This is a genomic window from Marvinbryantia sp., from assembly GCF_047017445.1.
Taxonomy (GTDB): domain Bacteria; phylum Bacillota; class Clostridia; order Lachnospirales; family Lachnospiraceae; genus Marvinbryantia.
The window spans coordinates 12267-32597 of sequence record NZ_JBKXTT010000015.1; the positions used below are offsets into that span (position 1 = coordinate 12267).

Consider the following 20331-nt stretch of genomic DNA (forward strand, 5'->3'; position numbering starts at 1 on the left):
TGACCCTCCTTATTCCTCAATTTCTCTGTTGTTGTAAAGTTCCTGCATTTCGGTGATCGGCTTCTGCATGATCTGCTCGATCATCTCGTCGTAAGCGCCGGAATGAATCTCCTCCACGCGCTTCTCCAGATGCTCCGCCTTCGGAGCGATATATTTTCCGGTAAGTCTGCGCGCCAGCAGTCCCACCATCGGATGGGAAATGCCCGCCGGACATCTTACGGAACAGCAGCCGCAGCTTACGCAGTCAAAGGATTCCTCGGCGCATTTTTCAAATTCGCCGCGCTGCGCATATGCGATATACTGCATAACGTTTAAATCCTGCGTACAGGCTTTTGTACAGGCATTGCAGCCGATGCAGCTGTAGATTTCCGGATACAGCTCCATCATAATGCGCTGGTCCGGCTTGATTTCGTTGATATCGTAGGTTCTTTTATCTGTCGGGAAAAACGGGATGCTTGCCACATACATGCCTTCCTCCACCTGTGTCTGACAGGCGAGACAGGTCTTTAATTCATTTTTTCCCTTGATCCGGTAAATCGTCGCACAGGCGCCGCAGAAACCGTGGCGGCAGCCGCAGCCTCTCTTTAACGTATAACCGGCGTATTCCATCGCGGTCATAATCGTCAGGTCGGCGGGCACGCTGTACTTCTTACCGAAAAAATATACGTTTACCATTTTTTCCATAATTGTTTGTCCTTTCATCTGATTGAATCCTTGTCGCCCAGACTCGCAAACGCTTCGCCTTTTGCTCGTTTGAGTTTCATATGCCTATAAAGACTTCTCCGCTGTTCCCGCAGTGCCGCCTCAACGCAGTGCCTGCATTGAGGCTTACGGGCTTCGCCCTTCGCATCCCTCCATCGAAGCATTCCCTTACATGCAAGCATGACGTGAATGCTCCGATGTCAGTCTGCCACTGCGGAGTAGTCCGTTAGTACTCATTCGGCATTTCGTCTATTTCGTCGCAGCGGAATACGGGACCGTCTTTGCACACATATTTCGATCCAATGTTACATCTGCCGCATTTTCCGATTCCGCATTTCATGCGCAGCTCCAGGGTGGTGTAGACCTGCTCTTTAGAGAAGCCCATTTCCACGAGCGCCGCCAGCACGAATTTTATCATGATGGGCGGTCCGCAGATAAGCGCCGTCTTGTCGGTGGCAAATTCCAGCTCTTTTAAGTAGGCGGGTACGAATCCGACATGTCCGTCCCAGCCTTCCTGCGGGCGGTCGATGGTCAGATATACATTGACGCCCTCTGCTTTGCTCCAGACCTCCTGGATTTCTTTGAGCTGTACAAGGTCGTCCGCCGAGCGGGAACCGTAGAGGATATCGACGGTGCCGTAATCAGCGCGGTTGTCAAGCACATAATTGATGACGGAGCGCAGCGGCGCCAGACCGATACCACCGGCGATAAACAGCAGATTTTTCCCTTTCAGCTCTGTCTCAACCGGGAAATGATTGCCGTATGGACCGCGGACGGTAATCTCGTCGCCCACCTGCAGGCTGTGCAGATAATCCGTCAGCATTCCGCATTTTTTGATGCTGAATTCCTGGAATTCTTTATTTGTCGGCGAGGAGGTGATGGAAAACATACCCTCGCTGACGCCGGGCGCGCAGAGCATTGCGCACTGTCCCGGCATATGTTCAAACAGCTTGCCGCCCTCCGGCGCGTTGACGCGGAACGTCTTTACGTCCGGCGTTTCCTGGCGGATGTCGGTAATCACGCCCACCATCGGAATCAGCGTATCTCTGGTATAATTTTTATGACAGGTACATTCGCTCACTGCTGTTCACCTCCCGCTGCTTTTTCTTCCGAAAACTTTTTAATTACTTTTACGATATTCAGGGATGCCGGGCATTTTTCCACGCAGCGTCCGCAGCCGACACAGGAATACATTCCGTCGTTGTTCGCCGGGAAGTACACCAGCTTGTGCATAAAGCGCTGGCGGAACCGCTGCATCTGACTGGTACGGTTGTTGCCGTGCGCCATCATGGTGAAGTCGGAATACATGCAGGAATCCCAGCAGCGGTAGCGCTGCACGCCATGTCCGGTATCGTAATCTTTGATATCGTAGCACTGGCAGGTCGGGCAGACGAAGGTGCAGGTTCCGCACGCCAGGCACGGTTTATACAGCTCCTCCCAGAGCGGGGAATCGAATTTCTCCTTCTGGGCTTCCCCGTTCCAGCCCTCTAATGACAGATGACTGTACGGAAGCTTCTCCACGATACTGCGGATATTTTCTTTTTCCGCCTCCACTTTTTCGCTGTCCCCTTCTGTCTCCGTGAGCAGATCACGCACTTCTTCTGTGAGCGCTTCACCCTTCGCGGTAAGCGGCTTCCAGAAAAGCTCCTCTTCGATCATCCAGCAGGCAACGTCCGCCGCCGGGTCTGCGCAGTCGATGCCGAACACCCTGCAAAAGCAGGTTTCCTCCGGCTCGTGACAGGCGAGGGCGACGATCGTTCCGTGTTCGCGGCGCGCCGCATAGAAGGAATCCACCGGCTCCGCCAGAAAGACCTTATCGAGCACCTGCACGCCCTGTACATCGCAGGCTTTCATGCCGAATACCACAAATTCCTGTTCCTTCAGCGCCTGCGGCTCGATGGAAATCTTCTTTCCTTCGCGTTTGCAGGTATAGAGATTCTCACTCTGCGGAAAAAAAGCATCCTTGGGGGATTTCACGGTCTTCAGCACATCAAGGGCTACCGTATCGCCCTCTTCCCATACCGCGAAGTTTGTCTGTCCGCCGATTTCCAGCGGCAGATACAGCTCCTTCTTTTCCGCAATGCGGCGGTAAAGTTGCGGCAGGTTTTCTTTCGCAATCTTATACATGCTCCTTCCCCCTCTCTGCAACGATTCCCGGCTCGGCGTCGTCAAAGGTAAAGTGCGTCAGCGGCGTATCCGCCGTGATATCTTCGCCCGCCTGGTATTCTCCGTAAAGCTCGTTGATATCCTTGATAAACTTCCGGTTAAACAGGTGCAGAGGAATGCCCTGCGGACATACGCGGCTGCACTCTCCGCAGTCCGTACATCTTCCGGCAACATGGAAAGCACGGATAATATGGAACATTTTCTCCTCAAAGGAATCGGCGTTCGCCTTCTGGGAGCTGTCAAATTTTGTGCTGTCAAATACACATTTGCGGCAGCTGCACGCCGGACATACGTTGCGGCAGGCGTTGCAGCGGATACATTTGCTCAGTTCCTTCTGGAAGAAAGCAAACTTCTCCTGCGGGCTCATCGACTCGATGCGGCGCACCTCCTCAAAGCGGTCCGCGTCCGTGGTGTCCGCAGAATCCCCGATCAGCTCGTCGTAAATCCGGTGCTCCTTGCCCTTGCAGACATGGCAGCGCTCCAGCATGGCGTCCTTATAGGCGCAGCTCTTTTCTCCGTAAATAGTCTGGATCGTCAGCGTATCGCAGGCATCCTCAATTTCCGCCCCGTCGATGTGCTCAATGCCCTTAATGCCCTGTTTTCTGATTTTTTCAATATCCAGCTTGCCCTTGCAGCCCACGCCGATGATGTACGCTTTTTCGCGGTCCACGCGGTGCTCCTTTAAGAGCTGGTTAAAGCTGTAGGTATCGCACGGCTTCAGGCAGACCAGGGTCTTTCCCTCCAGTTTGGAGGCTTCTATCATATATTTGCTTAAATTCGCCCCGCAGAATCCGTTGTACACGAAATCCTGCAGCTCTTCCGCGTTTTCAAAGTAAGCCGGTTCCGGATTATAAGGCAGGTCGCCGGCTCTCCAGCCAAGGACACGCGCAACCGTTCCGTCTGCCAGCAGCTCTTTTGCACGGTTAATTAATTCCTGCATCTTAAATCCTCCAATCTTACGTTCTTTCCGAGCGAGTAGATCTTCTCCACAAACTCGTTCATGGTGGCGGAGAATTTCGCGCCCTCCGCGGCGGAAACCCATTCCACGCGGGTGCGTCCGTTTTCCACGCCGATGAAGTCCAGCATGGAGAACAGCAGCGTCATACGTCTGCGCGCATAATAGTTTCCGGTGCTGTAGTGGCAGTCGCCCGGATGACAGCCGCACAGGATCACGCCGTCCGCGCCCTTCTCAAATGCTCTCAGGATGAACATCGGGTTGACACGGCAGGAACAGGGCACGCGGATGATCTTGACGTCCGCCGGGTAGGTCAGACGGCTGCTTCCAGCCAGGTCTGCGCCCGCGTAGCTGCACCAGTTACAGCAGAAAGCGACAATTTTCGGTTTAAATTCTTCGTTCTTTTCTATCGACATATTGCATCCACCTCCGCTATAATCTGTCTGTTCGAGAAGCCCTGCAGATCCATCGCTCCGGACGGGCAGGCAACGGTACATGCTCCGCAGCCCTGGCACAGCGCGCTGTTTACGACTGCGATGCGGCGCGTCTCACGGATGCCGTGGTCGTTTACTTCCCTGTCTTCATAGGTGATTGCTCCGTACGGGCAGACATTCGCACAGGATGAGCAGCCGTTGCAGAGCAGGATATCGGACTGCGCCGTGCACGGGTTCGTCAGCAGCTTATCCTTTGCAAGCAGACCGATTGCCTTTACAGCCGCCGCGCCCGCCTGCGCAACTGTCTCCGGAATATCTTTGGGTCCCTGGCAGACGCCGGACAGGAAAATACCGGCTGTCGGAGATTCCACCGGACGCAGCTTTGCGTGCGCTTCCGTGAGGAAGTTGTTGGTGTCGATGCTCGCTGTCAGCATGGTCGCAATCTTGCGGACATCCGGGTTCGGCTCGATGGCGGTCGCCAGGACAACCATATCGGCTTCCATCTTAATCTGCCGGTTATCCAGCAGATCAGACGCCTGCACAAGCAGTCTGCCGTTTGGCTGCGGCGCAACCTTGCCAACCTGGCCCTTGATATAGTTGACGCCGTACTGCTCTACCGCACGGCGGTAGAATTCATCGAAGTTTTTGCCCGGTGTACGCACATCAATATAGAACACCGTCACATTCACATCCGGATATTTGTCGCGGATGAGCATGGCGTGCTTCGCCGTGTACATACAGCAGATTTTCGAGCAGTAGCTCTTTCCTCTGCTGTCTGAGCAGCGGCTGCCGACGCACTGGATGAATACCATTTCCTTCGGCGCTTTTCCGTCGGAGAGGCGCTCCAGATGACCTTTTGTCGGTCCGGCGGCATTCATGATACGCTCCAGCTCCAGGGAGGTGATGACATCCTTGCTCTGGCTGTAGGCGTACTCGTCGTAATTGTCCAGCTTGATGGTATCAAAACCGGTTGCAACCACGATTGCACCGTATTTCTCTGTGATAATCTCGTCCTTCTGGTCATAGTCGATGGCGCCTGCCTGGCAGACCTTCGCGCACACGCCGCATTTGCCGGTCTTAAACTTGATGCAGTTCTCGCGGTCGATTACCGGTACATTCGGGATTGCCTGCGCAAACGGCGTATAGATGGCGCTTCTGGTGTTCAGTCCGCGGTTGAATTCGCTGGGCGTCTTGCGGGACGGGCATTTCTCCTGGCACACGCCGCAGCCGGTACATTTGTCCATGTCCACGCTGCGCGCCTTCTTGCGGATATCGACCGTGAAGTCGCCGACGAAGCCGCTCACCTTTTCCACTTCACTGTATGTATAGATTCTGATTTTCTCGTGGGCTGCCGCCTCCACCATCTTCGGAGTGAGGATACATGCCGAGCAGTCCAGGGTCGGGAAGGTCTTGTCGAGCTGCGACATTCTGCCGCCGATACTCGGCGTTTTTTCCACGATATCCACCTCATAGCCCGCGTCAGCGATATCCAGCGCTGTCTGGATGCCGGCGATTCCGCCGCCGATTACCAGGGCACGCTTTGTAACCCGGCTCTCGCCAGGCTTTAAGGGGGCATCCAGATTTACTTTTGCAATGGCTGCCCGTGCAAGGATGACTGCCTTTTTGGTAGCTTCTTCGATATCCTTATGTATCCAGGAGCAGTGCTCGCGGATGTTGGCGATCTCCACCATATACGGGTTCAGCCCGGCGCGCTCCGCCGCCTTGCGGAAGGTCGTCTCGTGCATACGCGGCGAACAGGAACATACGACGATGCCTGTCAGATTTTTCTCTTTGATTGCCGCGGCAATCTTCGCCTGACCTGCCTCCGAGCACATATACTGATAATCCTCCGCATGAACCACGCCCGGTTCCTGCAGAGCCATTTCTACTACTTTCTTTACGTCCACCGTTGCGGCGATGTTGCTTCCGCAATGACAGACAAACACTCCTATTCTCTGCATCTGTGCTCACCTCCTGTATCTTCTGAATGCACTGACTAAAAGCTGCTGCGGAAGCTCCTCATCAAGAAGCTCCGGAATTTCATCCGGCTGCAGATAATCCGCTCCGCGCTCACGCACGACGATCTGTCTTGCCGCGTCGATCAGCTTGCCGGGCTTTACATCCCGCGGACAGCGCTCCACACAGGCAAAGCAGGAAAGACATTTCCAGAGTGTCTTTGACTGTACCAGCGCCTCAATGTTTTCGTGCTGCACATAAGATACAAACTGGTGCGGTTTGATGTCCATTTCATCATATGAGGGGCAGGTTGCGGAACATTTTCCGCATTTCATACATTTTAAAGGATTGACGCCGCTGATTTCCTGAATCAGCTCCGCCTGCTTTTTTGCGGTCTTGTTCACTTCGCCACCTCCTCTTTGACACCGAGCGCCTCTGCGAGAAGCTCTGTAAAATAGTATACCGGAAGCTTTCCGTTCGTGCTCTTGTTCAGGTTGTACAGGCACAGGGGACAGGCGGTGATCAGCATTTCTGCGCCGAAGCCGGACGCACTCTCCATAATCGTGTCGCACATGTTCTTTGAAAGCTCTTTTTCCTTCAAGGAAATATAGCCGCCGCAGCATTCGTTGCGGTATGGGTAAATAACAGGCTCTGCTCCGATGGCACGGATGAAATCCTCGATAATCGTGGGATTTTCCGGATTGTCAAACGCCATCACGCTGCCCGGACGCAGAAGCAGACAGCCATAATAGGCGCCGATTTTTCTGCCCGTAAGCGGATTTACCACTTTTTTCTTCAGTTCATCAAACCCAACGCGGTCTCTTAAAACCTCCAGATAATGCAGCACCGTCGTCTCCCCGGCGTAGGGAGTCTCAAGCTGCATATAATTGTTTGCCCTTGTGCGGATGTCCTCCACATGCTTCATGTCATCATTCACGCGCTTGATGACATGATGACAGGCGGAACAGAGCGTAACAAGCTCCTGACCCTTTTCCTTTGCCTCGTTCAGCGCGCGTACAGAAGAAAGCTTCGTGGCAATCTCATCGCTTCCCAGCGGATAAACGCCGCCGCAGCACTGCCAGTTTTCAATCTCCTCCAGCTCAAAGCCGAGCGCACGCGCCGAAGCTCTTGCATAGGCATCCAGGTCTTTCGCCTTCGTCCGCAAGGTACATCCCGGATAATAACTGTATTTCATAGTTCCTCCTAATATTTGTGTTACGATGCTTTCAGATTTCTTTGTGAATTACAGAACACTTTGCCCGGCATCATAATTCGATCTGCGCGATAACGTCCTTGAGCACCTTTGCGCTTGCGCGCAGCTTCTCCGTCTCTTCCTTGTTCATGCGCATCGGTACCTTCCCGCGGATACCGTTCGGTCCCACCAGCGTAAGCGTACTGAGACATACATCTTCAATACCGTACTCGCCGTGCATCATGGAGGAAACCGTTGCGATGGAATCAGAGGACGCTACCAGGATATCGCACAGCTTGCAGACAGCAGCGGAGATCGCATAGAAGGTTGCTCCCTTATTTGCAATAATCTTTCCGCCGGATTTGTGTACGTACTCTGTCATTGCCTCTTTGTCAAGCTCGTCGATATCCTCCCCGCGGGACTTCATCATCTCATAGTATTCGCTGATATGCGCGCCGGAAATATAAGCGCCCGTCCACGGGATAAAGGAAGAATCACCGTGCTCGCCAAATACATACGCATGGATATTTTTCTGTGCCACGCGGAAATGCTCAGAAAGACCGCAGCGCAGACGCGCCGTGTCGAGGATCGTACCGGAACCGATGATCTGATTCTCCGGGAGTCCGGAAATTTTTGTAAACACGTAGGTCATGATGTCCACCGGGTTGCTCACAATGATGTAGAGCGCTTTCGGCGCTGCCTTTACAATTTCCGGCGTAATCTGCTTCAGAATGTTTACATTCGTCTGAGTGAGTTCGATTCTGGACTGTCCCGGCTTTCTTGCTACGCCGGAGGTAATGATAACGATGTCGGAATCCTTCGCATCCTCATACTCGCCTCCAACAATGGACACCGGATCGCGGAAGCAGGTACCCTGCTCAATATCCATCACCTCACCGTCCACCTTTTCCTTGTTGATGTCGATCAGAACGAGTTCTGATGCGATATCTCTCTGGGAAAGGGTATAGGCAATCGTTGCTCCTACGCTTCCTGCTCCAATAATCGTGATTTTGCTGCTCATAAATGTGTGATCTCCTTCCTTATAGAGGTATTCTTGTGCATGGTTCTTACAAAGAGAAAGCTCTCCCTCAGATTTTATAGAGGGATTTTTCAACTAAAAACGTCCACTGGACGTTTTTGTCGTATGCTTGGCAACAAAAAAGCGTCCGCTCCCCTTTGCAGACACACCAAATAAACCATAAGGTATCTTCCGGATACCCTATGACTGCCGGATGCTTGCGCTGTGTCTGGAGCACATCCATGTACCAGGCAGGTTTCCTGACTTACAGTTCGCCGTTCCCTTCACCTTCTCACATTCTTTGGGGATGCAATGGTTACTGAAGTTCACTCCCTGAATACAGTGACCAGTTCGCTCAGGATTCTCACCTGATTCCCTTTTGCCAGAGCCTAAAACTACTCTCACCTGATACTGCACTATTCTTTTGCACATATCGAGAATATCATATTGTTATTTTTTTGTCAATACCAATATTGTTATTTTTTTGACAATATAAGCCATTTATGATAATGTCCTAGTATACCACATATGAAAATGTCCCGGATGTGGTAAAATATCCTCTATCTATTTTAGATTGGAGGAAATCATTATCAGAAAGGTAATACTTACAATGGATGAACAGAAAAAATACGAAGTGATCAAATCTCTGGCAGATCACCCGGATGGGAATAAGGACAGGGCTGCCCTCACCCTTGGCTGCACCAAACGCCATATCAACCGTATGCTGGCTGGATACCGCAAAGAAGGAAAGGCTTTCTTTATCCATGGCAATAGGGGACGTAAACCGTCCACCAGCATCCCTGACGAGACCCGCAATCGCATCATCGATCTCTACCTTACAAAATATTTTGATGCTAATTTCCAGCATTATTCAGAACTCCTTGAGGCCCATGAACACATCTGCGTCTCACCTTCTTCTGTAGCTAAGATCCTGGAAAGTAAATATATTCTTTCTCCGAAAGTTACAAAGGCCAAGAAAAAGCGTATGGAAAAGGAGCTTCAGGATAAAAAGAAAAGTGCCTGCAGCCTGAAAGAAGCCGCTGTGCTCCAAACCAATCTCGTAGCGGTTGAAGATGCTCATTCAAGACGTCCAAGATGTGCTTATTTTGGGGAACTGCAGCAGATGGACGCAACTCCCTATGAATGGATCCCCGGGCAGGTATGGCACCTCCACCTGGCTATTGACGATGCTACCGGCCGGGTCACCGGAGCCTGGTTTGACACGCAGGAAACCTTAAAGGGCTACTATCACGTATTCCACCAGATCCTGACCACCTACGGCATCCCTTACAGGATCTTCACAGACCGCCGTACGGTATTTACCTATAAAAAGAAAAACTCCCCATCTCTTGATGAGGATACCTATACCCAATTCGCTTATGCCTGCAAGCAGCTTGGTGTTCAGCTGGAATCCAGCAGTGTCCCGCAGGCCAAAGGCCGCGTAGAACGCCTCAACCAGACACTACAGTCGCGCCTGCCAATCGAATTACGATTAGCAGGGATCACGACCATAGATGCTGCCAATGAATTCCTCCACTCATACATAAAAGAATTCAATGAGAAGTTCGCGCTTCCCCTTAATGGTATCAAATCTGTGTTTGAAACGCAACCGGAAAATGAAAAAATCAACCTGGTTCTCGCTGTCCTGACAGAACGGACCGTGGATTGCGGGCATGCGATCCAGTTCCGGCACCGCCATTACCGGATGCTGGACGCCAGAGGGAAACAGGTACATTACCGCAAAGGCACAAAAATAATGGTTATCCAGGCTTTTGACGGAAGCCTTTTCTGCTGTGTCAATGACAAGGATGTCCATGCACTGGAGGAGATCCCCGAACATATGGAAAGATCCCGGGATCTGGATGCAGACTATCAGCCGCCCAAAGCAAAAAGACATTATATTCCGCCAATGAGCCATCCCTGGCGCAGCAAAACTTTCCAGAAATTCGTAAAGACACAGGAGCACCATCTAATGGATGACGTTCCAGCATAAAAAGCAGCAGAAAAAGATGATAGGTATATACCTACCGAAAGGAGAGATCACATGAGGGACTGGATCGACTGCATCGAAGCGCATACAAAAGCACAGAAAAAATATGATAAAGAACATACACAGGGAATTTACTTAAAACTGAACCTCCGCACAGACCTTGATATCATCCGCTGGTTTTGGGAACAGCCGTCAAAACAGGGAGCCGTAAAACGGCTGATCCGTGAGGAGATCGCCCGAAAAAAGGCGGAAGGAACAGGGAGCGGAGGCGTTGTCAGGAGAACCGTGGAATAATGGGGTTGGGGCCCCGTTATGCCGCGAAAGTCTCTTGAGATAAGCCTCACGGAAAACGCTGTTTCTAAGGAGAAAGGATATATGCCCTTTCTCCTGCCCCCTGCGGGGCGGGTTCGGGCAGGGCCCGATTATGGGTCAAGGGACAGGTCCCTTGCGGGTTCTTAGGGCAGAGCCCTAAGCTTCCAGAGGACATCTGCCACGTAGCCATATGAAATCAGCACCGGAAAACCGGTGCTAATGTTTCAGTTTTTTCGGGACATTTTCAAAAATGCTTGACATACCAATATTGTTATTTTTTTGACAAAAAAGCGCAGCCCGCAGGCTGCGCCATCTTTTCTGATTTTTTTGCTGCTTTTTATAAGGTTCTCATCGCTGCTTCCACCACATGTCCGACGAGCACAGAGGTGGTTACACTGCCAACGCCGCCCGGTACCGGGGTGATCGCGTCTACGATCGGTTCAACGGCTGCGTAATCCACGTCGCCGCAGAGCTTGCCTTCCGCGTTTACGTTAATGCCGACGTCGATGATGGTCTGACCTTCTTTTACATACTCAGCGCCGACAACGCCTGCGCGTCCGGCAGCTACGATGATGATGTCAGCTTCTCTTGCAACGGACGGCATATCCACCGTTCTGGTGTGGCAGATGGTTACGGTTGCGTTTTTCTTTACCAGCATCATTGCCGCCGGTTTTCCGACAACAAGGCTTCTGCCGATAACAACTGCCTTTTTGCCGGTGCAGTCGATGCCGTAATGGTCAAGAATCTCCATACATGCCTGCGGGGTGCACGGCGGGAAACCGATCTTCTTACCGGTGAATACGCCGGACATCGAAAGGTCTGTCATGCAGTCCACGTCTTTTTCCGCAGCCAGCGCGTTTTCGATAACCGCCTGGTCGAGATGCTTCGGCAGCGGACGGAACAAAAGAACGCCGTGGATCTTGTCGTCTTTATTTACCTTATCGATCACTGCCAGCAGTTCTTCCTGCGCAACGTCCTCCGGAAGAAGGATCTTCTCACATGCTACGCCGAGCGTCTCACAGCGCTTTGTAGCGCCCTTCTCATAAGAAATATCGCTCGGATTTTCGCCGACGCGGATAATCGCCAGTGTCGGATTTACGCCTTTTTCCTGGCATGCGGCAACGTTTGCCTTAATTCTCTCATTCAGCGCAGCCGTTACCTCTTTGCCCAATAACTGTTTTGCCATTGTAGTTTCCTCCTATTTCAATCTTCCCAGAACGCTGTCGAAAATTTCATCCGCCTTTACGGTGTATTCCTCCAGCATTTTATCGCATTTTGCATTCAGCTCTGCAGCGAGTTCTTTGTCCGCCATTGATTTTGTATTGATGTATACGTTAAGGCTTGCGCCCTTCAGCGCCGCCTTGCAGAACGCAACGCCGACACCGGCATCGCTGATGGCAAGTGCAGAACCCTTTGCAGCAAATTCTGCAATGATATCGATCGCCTCACAGCATTTCTCCATGATTTCCATAGGAACGGAGCAGGCATCCTTTAATACGATTGCCATAACGCGCGCTTTTTCCGCTTTCTCTTCCTCCGTCTCCCGCGGCATACCGTATGCTTTGGAGAGCGGCTCGAAAACCTCTGCGTCGCGCTCGATCAGACGGAGAAAATCCTTCTGAAGCTGGTCGCATTTTGCCTTTAATTCCACCATTTCCGCCTCAACGTCCGCATATTTCTTTTTGCCGACCGTAAGGCTTCCTACCATATTGCCAAGCGCCGTACCAACTGCGCCCACCAGTGCGGAAGCGCCGCCGCCGCCCGGAACCGGAGCCTTCGAAGCAAGTACCTCCACAAATTCATTACATGGTACTGTAGAAAATCCCATTGTAAATTACCTCCTAGAATAATCCGGAAATCTTTCCGTTCTCGTCCACGTCGATACGCTCTGCAGCCGGTACCTTCGGCAGACCCGGCATGGTCATGATCTCACCGGTAAGCGCTACGATGAAGCCTGCGCCTGCGGAGATCTTCAGGTTGCGTACCGTTACCTCAAAGCCGGTCGGTGCGCCAAGCTTCGTCTGGTCGTCGGTTAAGCTGTACTGTGTCTTTGCCATGCAGATCGGGCAGTGCTCGTAACCGAGCGCGGTCAGCTCCTTCGCCTGCTTCTGCGCATTTGCGGTCAGAACTACCTTGCTTCCGCCGTAGATTTTCTGCACGATCGCGTTCAGCTTATCCTCGATTGTTCCGTCAAGCTCATATGCAAAGGTGAAATCATTCGGCTGTTCGCAAAGCTTCACGACCTCTTCTGCAAGCGCGATGCCGCCCTCGCCGCCTTTTGCCCATACCTCGGAAAGGACAACGTTTACGCCAAGCTCCTTGCATTTTGCCTCTACCAGGTCAAGCTCTGCCTTTGTATCCGTCGGGAATGCGTTGATTGCTACCACGCACGGAAGCTTGTAAACGTTTGTAATGTTGCTCACATGCTTCAGCAGGTTCGGAAGACCTTTCTCCAGCGCCTCCAGATTTTCATTGTTGAGGTCAGCCTTTGCCACACCGCCGTTGTATTTCAGCGCGCGTACCGTTGCAACGATGACAACTGCGTTCGGCTTCAGTCCTGCCATACGGCACTTGATGTCCAGGAATTTCTCGGCTCCGAGGTCTGCGCCGAAGCCAGCCTCTGTTACCGTGTAGTCAGCAAGCTTTAATGCCAGCTTGGTTGCGGTTACGGAGTTGCAGCCGTGTGCGATGTTTGCGAACGGGCCGCCGTGTACGATCGCCGGTGTGTGCTCCAGTGTCTGAACCAGGTTCGGCTTCAGCGCATCTTTCAGAAGTGCGGTCATTGCACCCTCTGCGTGCAGGTCGCCTGCCGTTACCGGCTTCTGCTCGGAAGCTTTTCCGTATGTATAGCCTACGATGATCCTCGCAAGTCTCTTCTTGAGGTCGGTGATATCGCTTGCCAGGCAGAGCACTGCCATGATCTCGGATGCTACCGTGATATCGTAGCCGTCCTCTCTCGGCATACCGTTTGTCTTTCCGCCAAGACCGTCTACCACGTTTCTAAGCTGACGGTCGTTCATGTCCACGCAGCGTCTCCAGGTGATCTTGCGCGGGTCGATGTTCAGCGCGTTGCCCTGGAAGATGTGGTTGTCGATCATCGCTGCCAGCAGGTTGTTTGCCGCGCCGATCGCGTGGAAGTCACCTGTAAAGTGAAGGTTGATGTCCTCCATCGGGACTACCTGTGCGTATCCGCCGCCTGCAGCTCCGCCCTTTACACCGAATACCGGTCCGAGGGACGGCTCACGCAGCGCTACCATAACCTTCTTACCGATCTTTGCGAGACCGTCTGCCAAACCTACGGAGGTCGTGGTCTTTCCTTCGCCTGCCGGCGTCGGGTTGATCGCCGTTACAAGGATCAGCTTGCCGTTCTCGGCATCTGTCTCCTTCAGCAGATTGTAATCGATTTTTGCTTTATATTTTCCGTACTGCTCCAGATATTTCTCGTCGATGCCCGCTTTTGCCGCGATCTCGGTGATCGGCTGCATCACTGTCTCCTGTGCAATCTCAATGTCTGATTTGAATCCCATAGTAATAACCCTCCTTATAGCTTTTCGTAACCGTCCAGTCTCCGCAGTAAACGCTTCGAACTGTGCTGAATAGTTATATTTTTTTCAGCGTATTAATGCTGATGTCCCCGACGACCGCCAGATCCTCAGGTGTGAAGGACAGCGGAAAATTGTCGGAAAAAAGCATCTGCGTACTTGGCGGGAATTCCTCGTCCCCTGTCCAGAGTATAAATTGTACAAAATAATTGTTGATGATCTCCAGCTCGTAGGAAACGTCCCCGTGAGAAAGCTTTCTCGCCCCCAATTGTTCGAAAGCCGCCGCTAATTTCTCCGGCTTGAAGCCGAATCCGTAAGCCATTCTCGCGAGACATCTGCCGGAAAACTGACGGAAGTAGACCTCGCCGCTCGGGACCTCGCGATAGGTGAAAAATTTTCCGGTTGACTGCGACGATACCCCATGCAATAAAAAGCGCAGCGCCAGAATCTTAGCCGGAGTTTCCTGCACAAGCGCCGCATAGGAGGTATCCTGCGCATCCGCCAGCGTCACATTTAATTCCGGCCAGGAAATCAGATACTCCTTCTGCAGCATCCGCATCCGGAAGCACTTCGTCTCCTCGTCATACGGAATCCCCGTACGCGCTGCGCACTCCTGCGGATTCATCTGCTGATACTGCTCCATATACTGTCCAAAGGGGATGTCTTCTTTGCTGTTTTTTGCGTATTCCGGTATCATGTCTGCTCCCATCTGCCCCGCCGCATCCCGCAGACTGTATCTGCAGGACCGGCAGGAATTTCTTTTTAATCAACGATGCTCGGGAAAAGCGATGCATCCGTGTGAGGAAGGAAGCACGCTCCCACAAATTCATCCATATAGGATGTGATGGCGCTCAGCTCCAGGTAAGTCATATTCTTTGCCACCTCGTAAACCTTGCGCTCCGCTTCACTGGAATACAGCATTGCATAAGCGCCCACCAGTGAAGAGTTTCCAATATATTCGTATAATTCCAGCGGAACGTCCGGGAACATCCCGATACGGATAGCGTTTTTCATATTGATGCCGCTTCCGATACCGCCCGCCACATACACATGCTCAATCATGGAAACGTCGAAGTCGCAGTACGACAGCATCGTGCGGATCGCAGAGAAAATTGCGCCCTTTGCACGGATAAAGTTGTCAATATCCACCTCGTTGATTTCCACGTCTTTTACAGAACCGGCATCCTTTTCAAATGCCAGCACATAGGACCCGATGCCGTACTGGTCGTGACGGACACGCGCGCCCTCCCGGATAAATTTGCCCTTCGGGCTGATGATGCCGCAGCGGAAAAGCTCCGCAATCACATCAATGATACCCGAACCGCAAAGTCCGATCGGCTTTGTGCCCTCCTCTCCCACAACGGTAAAGGTCGGCTCCATTGTTTCTTTATCGATCGTACAGGCTTCAATCGCGCCGTCTGTCGCACGCATACCGCAGCTGATATCGCCGCCCTCGAACGCCGGACCTGCCGAGCAGGCGCAGCTGAACATAAAGTCCGAGTTGCCGAACACAATTTCCCCGTTCGTTCCAAGGTCGATAAACAGCGAGAATTCCGGTTTGTTCCAGAGCATACTGACAAACGCGCCCGCTGTGATGTCGCCGCCCACATAGCTGCCGATGTTCGGCGCTACGATAATGTGCGCACATGGATTTGTTTTGATGCCGATATCCGCCGTATACATGGAATTCGTCTTGAAAAACGTCGGAATATACGGCTCTGTGCGGATACTGTCGCCGTTCAGCCCGAACAGCAGGTGATTCATGGTGGTGTTTGACGCCACGCTCATACGGTAAATGCTGTTGTGACTGATTTTCGCCTGTCTGCACATCGTATCGATCAGCGGATTGATGGTCTCTTCGATTACCGCCTTCTGCAGGCGCTCGCTGCCGCCCGGCTTCACCGACTCAATGATACGGTTGATGACATCCGCGCCGTAGCGGATCTGTCCGTTGCCGGAGGAACCCTTTGCGAGAATGCTGCCGTCCAGCATATTGATAATAATCGCCGAAACCGTCGTCGTTCCGATATCCACCGCCAGTCCGGCAACCACCGCCGGCTTATCCTTCGGCAGGACATCGTAAACAAACACATCATTGGCGTTTTTGCGCCATACAACCTGCACGTCAAAATTACTCTCACGCAGCACAACTGCAAGCTTTTTCATTACTGCGTAAGGAATACGGACGATCTGCATACCGGTCGCTTCTGTAATCGCGCGGGTGAGACGCTCGTTATCCGGCATCGTGTCGTCCAGAGAAGGCACATCCATTTTAATGGATACAACCTCCATATCATTTTTTAATGCAATACCTGCTTCACATACCTGTCCTTTTAAGTCGTCGAAAATTTTAATTTCGTCCGGTGAGCTCAAATCCGCTACTTTCATGCGGCTGCGGTAAGCGGACGCAATATCCGGCACCAGCACCTCTACGTTATCGCAGATTTTGCTGACACAGGCCAGGCGCCACCCCTGCGCATACTCCTCATCACTGATATGGCGCGTCTTTTTCGAGTCCAGTGTCCCGCCGACCAGCTTTACTCGGCATTTTCCGCAGGAAGCATTCCCCGAACAGGGCGCGTCGATAGCTACATTTGTTTTTCTCGCTACCTCAAGAAGGTTTTCACCGAAAGCAGCGAAGACGCTGACATCTTCGCTGTTTTCAAACTTAAAAGTTACCTTAAACATTTAAATCTCCAGATAGGAATCTGCGTACAGAGTGTTGTTCTTCAATACATCACAGGACTTGATAGTCTCCATCAGACGCAGGTCGTTCGGGTTTACGATCGCGGAGGTAAGACCCTGCATCATAGCCATCGCAACCATAGCGGAATCCATGATCGGACGGATATGCTTCGGCATACCGTTGGAGTTATTGGACAGACCGCCTGTAGAATTCAGTCCCATATCAGAGAACATCTTGATACACTCAAGAATCTGCATCTGCTTGTCCTGCATACCCTTTACAACCAGGAACAGCGGGTCGAACCAGAGGTCCTCCGCTTCCATACCATGCTCCAGACCTCTCTCAAGCAGCATCTGGCAGTAGCCCATACGCTCGTCGTTGTCCTTTGCAATACCTTCGCCGTTGCAGAGCGCAATAACGATTGCATCGTTTGCAGCAGCAAGGTCGATGTTTTCAATTCTGCCTGCAGCATCCGCAGAGTTTACAATCGGTTTTCCCTTGGAACGGTTGTAAACGGAAATACCAGCCTCGATAGCCTTTTTGTTGGAGGTATCCAGTGCCAGCGGAACGTTGTCGAATTCGCTCTGAAGAAGCTGTACTGCCCACTTCATCAGATCCTCGCCGTCGCTCTCAGCCGGTCCGATATTTACATCCAGATAAGTAGCGCCAGCGTCGAGCTGCTGTTTCGCTCTTTTCAGAATCGGTTCCGGGTCTCTCTCCGTGAAAGCCTTATTTACTGCCGGAGCAGTGGTGGAGAGTCTTTCACCAATCGTAATAAATTTTGCCATTTGTGTTATCCTCCTTAGATAATAAATTTTAAAGGTTCATATCTTTTAAGAATTTTACTAACTGTGCAGCTTCTGCCGGGGCAATGATAACCTCCCAGCCCGGAAGCTTCGCCTCGATCTCGCCCTTGAGGACAGCAACCTTACCCGGAATGATGAGCTTGCGGCTCTTGATTTTTCCTTCGATATCCTGCTCTTTCCAGAACTTTTCAATCGTTCCGGAGGACAGCTTGCCGGCAGCCCATGCAGTCAGTACGGAAAGTCCGCCCGCATCGCTGATGATCAGATTGCACGGTACGCCGGAGCGCTCCAGTTCGCCGGATACCAGGAAGTATGTCAGCGCGAAGTCTACGGTGGTCAGACAGATGGAATTTTCATCCGCACCGTTGAGCGGGTAGATACCCGGCTCCACACGCATCGGCTTCTGCGGGTCTGTGAAGATGTTCTGACGCAGACCATAAAGCGGCTGTGCCTCAGAATAGGTCATTTCCTGCATAACAACGATGGAACCATATTTGATGGTGAATACCGCTGCCAGTGCAGACTGCAGATGCATATCATCCTTTGCAACCTTTACCAGGTTTACGATGGACGGATAACCAAAGCTTCTGTCGCCGTCCTTGATGGCCGCCTTGCGGACACGTACCGTGTTTGCGAAGGTTTCCTTTACGGTTGCTCCTGTGGTGTCGATCACCAGATTCTTGTTTCCAAGAGCTTCCAGTGCTTTTACAGTGTCGTATAATCCATTGATATCAGCGCCGGTAACGCCAAGCACTACGCCTGCTTCGGTTGCTGCTGCGCTCATTTCCGCATAGTTTTCCGGTGTCGCGCCGTTCAGGATGGGCTTGCCGTCCTTACATACAGCCAGCGCCGCCTTTGCCACTTCCACATCGGTGCAGCCAAGAATCAGCGTTCTGCCGAGTGCCGCTGCTTTCTTTACCAGCTCTACATAATCAGTTGCGCCATCTGCGGAGTAGTTTACGTATACCATTTCCACGTACATTCTCTCGCCGATACGCTCATAATCTACTTTCGGAATGCCAGCCAGAGCCGCGTCGATTTCTTCCGCGCTCATGCAGTTGCACAGAGCAACGGCATATCTTGTCTTGCTGACAAATGTTTTCTCATGACGTTCCATAACCGTCTCGCCGCCGAGTGCAAATTCCTCGCTTCCGGTACCTACTTTTACTGTCTTCATAGGCGGTGCGGTTGCCTCGGATAACTGAGCCTTTGCATCCTCGGAGAAGTACGGGCAGGCATTGATATCAACAGCGCCCTGCGCTACCTTCATAGAAAAAGCCATACATGTCGGGCTTCCGCATTCCTTACAGTTTTTCTTCGGTGACAATTTGAATATATCCAGACCTTTGAGTGCCATAATTCTTTCTTCCTCCTTAACAGCAATTATACTAAACTAATTCTTTGATCATTTTGGAAATAGTTGCGATTGATGTCGGATGTTTCAGGATTACAGCATTGGAGCCGCAAGCAAGGTCGGCTGCTGCAGTCTGTACTTCCATATCTACGCCACGTCTTTCCTGGTCTCCCCATTCCGGCATATCAGCTTCAGTTGTAACAGCTTCCTTTACGCCCCATACCTCAGACGCTACCGGTGTGATGATCGGCATCTGAAGCTGTGTATCGTTCTGGGACAAAGCCGCTGCTTTTACACGCTGCATGGTCGATGCAACGTACTCATAGCCGTAACCTGCCGCTGCGGTACCTACGTTCATTGCAATGCTGGAGGCATTGACACCTAACTGTGTCAGTAATACATTCAACTGTTTTGCAAGGTTGATATCAACAGAAGATTCTGCGCCTACGATCTGAGTGTAAGCAAGACCGGCAGCCGCGCCTACTGTCTTGTAGTTTTCCTCTCTTGCTGCAAGAATCACCGCATTCTTGCCCTGTACTGCTTCCGCAGCCTTTGAAAGAAGCTCAGCGTCTCTCTCTGCGTTCTTGGAGCCTGCAACAACCAGCGGACAGTCCACTGCCTCTGCAACCTCTTTCAGTGCAGCCATCAGTTCCTCTGTTGATTTGTTTGCTCCGTTGGGATCGCCGCCCTCCATACGGAAGCATAAGAAGTCAACACCCTCAAAAGAAGCAGCTTTTTTTGCGATATCTGCCAGTGTGGTGCATCCTTCATAATATTTTTTTACACATTCCGGTTCATTTTCCATACCGAAATCTGTGATCTCGATACCTACCTTCGGTGCGTTTTCAATCGGTGCGTCGAAAGTGTAGAACGGCAGAACGTTTTCTCCGCCAAGAGTAATCGCTTTGTCGCCGGTGCCAACGGTTACTGTCTTAATGCTGGCATTGAACTTTCCTGATTTTGCTGTAAACGGCATTTTAAATTTCCTCCTTCATAAAACATCTGTTGCATTTTTTCTATGCATTTCTTATAACCGCACCCAACCAGCCGGGTGAAGCCGGCTGGACGCGGGAAAAAACAAATTGATAAATCGGGGTGTTTCACGTTGCTGAATCATGTTAGACTCAGAAAAATGCTGCGCATTTTTCTTCGTTAAGCAATCATGCCATGCTTCGCATGTCATAACGGCTGCTCACTGCGTTCGCACCTTATACTCCG

General features: G+C 51.8%; 19 protein-coding genes and 1 riboswitch. Of the genes, 2 read left to right on the plus strand and 17 right to left on the minus strand.

Going from position 1 to position 20331, the window contains the following annotated elements:
- Positions 1–9: 9 nt before the first annotated feature.
- The 9 genes from ACLU9Q_RS15405 to ACLU9Q_RS15445 all read right to left on the minus strand — a co-directional run bounded on the left by ACLU9Q_RS15405 (position 10) and on the right by ACLU9Q_RS15445 (position 8426).
- Positions 10–684 carry a 2Fe-2S iron-sulfur cluster-binding protein gene (locus ACLU9Q_RS15405; protein ID WP_006861135.1) on the minus strand — a complete coding sequence of 225 codons (675 nt, stop codon included), beginning with the start codon at positions 682–684 and terminating at the stop codon, positions 10–12.
- A gap of 244 nt (positions 685–928) precedes the next feature.
- On the minus strand, positions 929–1783 hold the full coding sequence (locus ACLU9Q_RS15410; RefSeq protein ID WP_040782468.1) for an FAD/NAD(P)-binding protein: 855 nt from the start codon (positions 1781–1783) through the stop codon (positions 929–931).
- The gene (locus tag ACLU9Q_RS15415) at positions 1780–2829 is read right to left on the minus strand and encodes a 4Fe-4S dicluster domain-containing protein (RefSeq protein ID WP_296837580.1); all 1050 of its coding nucleotides are present in this window, start codon (positions 2827–2829) and stop codon (positions 1780–1782) included. The genes ACLU9Q_RS15410 and ACLU9Q_RS15415 overlap by 4 nt, the downstream gene beginning before the upstream one ends.
- Positions 2822–3808, minus strand: coding sequence for a 4Fe-4S dicluster domain-containing protein (locus ACLU9Q_RS15420; protein ID WP_296907990.1), 987 nt, complete (start codon positions 3806–3808; stop codon positions 2822–2824). The genes ACLU9Q_RS15415 and ACLU9Q_RS15420 overlap by 8 nt, the downstream gene beginning before the upstream one ends.
- On the minus strand, positions 3796–4239 hold the full coding sequence (locus ACLU9Q_RS15425) for a hydrogenase iron-sulfur subunit (protein ID WP_006861139.1): 444 nt from the start codon (positions 4237–4239) through the stop codon (positions 3796–3798). The genes ACLU9Q_RS15420 and ACLU9Q_RS15425 overlap by 13 nt, the downstream gene beginning before the upstream one ends.
- Entirely contained in the window at positions 4230–6218 is a 1989-nt protein-coding gene (locus ACLU9Q_RS15430; RefSeq protein WP_302592696.1) for a CoB--CoM heterodisulfide reductase iron-sulfur subunit A family protein, read from the minus strand. The genes ACLU9Q_RS15425 and ACLU9Q_RS15430 overlap by 10 nt, the downstream gene beginning before the upstream one ends.
- A gap of 6 nt (positions 6219–6224) precedes the next feature.
- Entirely contained in the window at positions 6225–6617 is a 393-nt protein-coding gene (locus ACLU9Q_RS15435) for a 4Fe-4S dicluster domain-containing protein (RefSeq protein WP_006861141.1), read from the minus strand.
- Positions 6614–7408 carry a CoB--CoM heterodisulfide reductase iron-sulfur subunit B family protein gene (locus ACLU9Q_RS15440; RefSeq protein ID WP_296840514.1) on the minus strand — a complete coding sequence of 265 codons (795 nt, stop codon included), beginning with the start codon at positions 7406–7408 and terminating at the stop codon, positions 6614–6616. Before ACLU9Q_RS15440 ends, ACLU9Q_RS15435 begins: the two co-directional genes overlap by 4 nt.
- A 70-nt stretch (positions 7409–7478) precedes the next feature.
- Positions 7479–8426: an L-lactate dehydrogenase gene (locus ACLU9Q_RS15445; protein WP_296840511.1), complete on the minus strand. Its 948-nt coding sequence runs from the start codon at positions 8424–8426 to the stop codon at positions 7479–7481.
- A 229-nt stretch (positions 8427–8655) separates the two neighbouring features.
- Positions 8656–8847, minus strand: a riboswitch (cobalamin riboswitch).
- Positions 8848–9033: 186 nt separating this feature from the next.
- Between ACLU9Q_RS15445 and ACLU9Q_RS15450 the strand changes: the two genes are divergently transcribed.
- Both ACLU9Q_RS15450 and ACLU9Q_RS15455 read left to right on the plus strand, forming a co-directional pair.
- A complete protein-coding gene (locus tag ACLU9Q_RS15450) occupies positions 9034–10416 on the plus strand; it encodes an ISNCY family transposase (RefSeq protein ID WP_412624485.1) in 1383 nt (460 codons plus the stop codon).
- Between the two features lie 51 nt (positions 10417–10467).
- Entirely contained in the window at positions 10468–10707 is a 240-nt protein-coding gene (locus ACLU9Q_RS15455; protein ID WP_412624486.1) for a hypothetical protein, read from the plus strand.
- Between the two features lie 355 nt (positions 10708–11062).
- Here the strand turns inward: ACLU9Q_RS15455 and ACLU9Q_RS15460 are convergent, their stop codons facing one another.
- From ACLU9Q_RS15460 to acsD, 8 genes are all read right to left on the minus strand, one after another.
- A complete protein-coding gene (locus ACLU9Q_RS15460; RefSeq protein ID WP_006861144.1) occupies positions 11063–11911 on the minus strand; it encodes a bifunctional 5,10-methylenetetrahydrofolate dehydrogenase/5,10-methenyltetrahydrofolate cyclohydrolase in 849 nt (282 codons plus the stop codon).
- 12 nt (positions 11912–11923) lie between these two features.
- Positions 11924–12553: a cyclodeaminase/cyclohydrolase family protein gene (locus ACLU9Q_RS15465; RefSeq protein ID WP_296840506.1), complete on the minus strand. Its 630-nt coding sequence runs from the start codon at positions 12551–12553 to the stop codon at positions 11924–11926.
- A 13-nt stretch (positions 12554–12566) separates the two neighbouring features.
- Positions 12567–14252 (minus strand): formate--tetrahydrofolate ligase, encoded by a 1686-nt coding sequence (locus ACLU9Q_RS15470; protein ID WP_308593791.1) that lies wholly within the window; start codon positions 14250–14252, stop codon positions 12567–12569.
- 73 nt (positions 14253–14325) lie between these two features.
- A complete protein-coding gene (locus ACLU9Q_RS15475) occupies positions 14326–14976 on the minus strand; it encodes a DUF3786 domain-containing protein (protein ID WP_296839997.1) in 651 nt (216 codons plus the stop codon).
- 53 nt (positions 14977–15029) lie between these two features.
- Positions 15030–16955 (minus strand): corrinoid activation/regeneration protein AcsV, encoded by a 1926-nt coding sequence (gene acsV, locus ACLU9Q_RS15480; protein ID WP_296839993.1) that lies wholly within the window; start codon positions 16953–16955, stop codon positions 15030–15032.
- On the minus strand, positions 16956–17741 hold the full coding sequence (gene acsE / locus ACLU9Q_RS15485) for a carbon monoxide dehydrogenase/acetyl-CoA synthase methytransferase subunit (RefSeq protein WP_006861149.1): 786 nt from the start codon (positions 17739–17741) through the stop codon (positions 16956–16958). It abuts the gene before it with no gap.
- A 28-nt stretch (positions 17742–17769) separates the two neighbouring features.
- A complete protein-coding gene (acsC, locus tag ACLU9Q_RS15490) occupies positions 17770–19116 on the minus strand; it encodes an acetyl-CoA decarbonylase/synthase complex subunit gamma (RefSeq protein ID WP_296839988.1) in 1347 nt (448 codons plus the stop codon).
- 31 nt (positions 19117–19147) lie between these two features.
- Positions 19148–20089, minus strand: coding sequence for an acetyl-CoA decarbonylase/synthase complex subunit delta (gene acsD, locus ACLU9Q_RS15495; protein ID WP_296839984.1), 942 nt, complete (start codon positions 20087–20089; stop codon positions 19148–19150).
- Positions 20090–20331 lie beyond the last annotated feature (242 nt).

Coding starts and splice junctions, on each gene's coding strand:
- ACLU9Q_RS15405 (WP_006861135.1), bottom strand. CDS start 684: ATGGAAAAAATGGTAAACGTATATTTTTTCGGTAAGAAGTACAGCGTG.
- ACLU9Q_RS15415 (WP_296837580.1), bottom strand. CDS start 2,829: ATGTATAAGATTGCGAAAGAAAACCTGCCGCAACTTTACCGCCGCATT.
- ACLU9Q_RS15420 (WP_296907990.1), bottom strand. CDS start 3,808: ATGCAGGAATTAATTAACCGTGCAAAAGAGCTGCTGGCAGACGGAACG.
- ACLU9Q_RS15425 (WP_006861139.1), bottom strand. CDS start 4,239: ATGTCGATAGAAAAGAACGAAGAATTTAAACCGAAAATTGTCGCTTTC.
- ACLU9Q_RS15430 (WP_302592696.1), bottom strand. CDS start 6,218: ATGCAGAGAATAGGAGTGTTTGTCTGTCATTGCGGAAGCAACATCGCC.
- ACLU9Q_RS15440 (WP_296840514.1), bottom strand. CDS start 7,408: ATGAAATACAGTTATTATCCGGGATGTACCTTGCGGACGAAGGCGAAA.
- ACLU9Q_RS15445 (WP_296840511.1), bottom strand. CDS start 8,426: ATGAGCAGCAAAATCACGATTATTGGAGCAGGAAGCGTAGGAGCAACG.
- ACLU9Q_RS15450 (WP_412624485.1), top strand. CDS start 9,034: ATGGATGAACAGAAAAAATACGAAGTGATCAAATCTCTGGCAGATCAC.
- ACLU9Q_RS15455 (WP_412624486.1), top strand. CDS start 10,468: ATGAGGGACTGGATCGACTGCATCGAAGCGCATACAAAAGCACAGAAA.
- ACLU9Q_RS15460 (WP_006861144.1), bottom strand. CDS start 11,911: ATGGCAAAACAGTTATTGGGCAAAGAGGTAACGGCTGCGCTGAATGAG.
- ACLU9Q_RS15465 (WP_296840506.1), bottom strand. CDS start 12,553: ATGGGATTTTCTACAGTACCATGTAATGAATTTGTGGAGGTACTTGCT.
- ACLU9Q_RS15470 (WP_308593791.1), bottom strand. CDS start 14,252: ATGGGATTCAAATCAGACATTGAGATTGCACAGGAGACAGTGATGCAG.
- ACLU9Q_RS15475 (WP_296839997.1), bottom strand. CDS start 14,976: ATGGGAGCAGACATGATACCGGAATACGCAAAAAACAGCAAAGAAGAC.
- acsV (WP_296839993.1), bottom strand. CDS start 16,955: ATGTTTAAGGTAACTTTTAAGTTTGAAAACAGCGAAGATGTCAGCGTC.
- acsE (WP_006861149.1), bottom strand. CDS start 17,741: ATGGCAAAATTTATTACGATTGGTGAAAGACTCTCCACCACTGCTCCG.
- acsC (WP_296839988.1), bottom strand. CDS start 19,116: ATGGCACTCAAAGGTCTGGATATATTCAAATTGTCACCGAAGAAAAAC.
- acsD (WP_296839984.1), bottom strand. CDS start 20,089: ATGCCGTTTACAGCAAAATCAGGAAAGTTCAATGCCAGCATTAAGACA.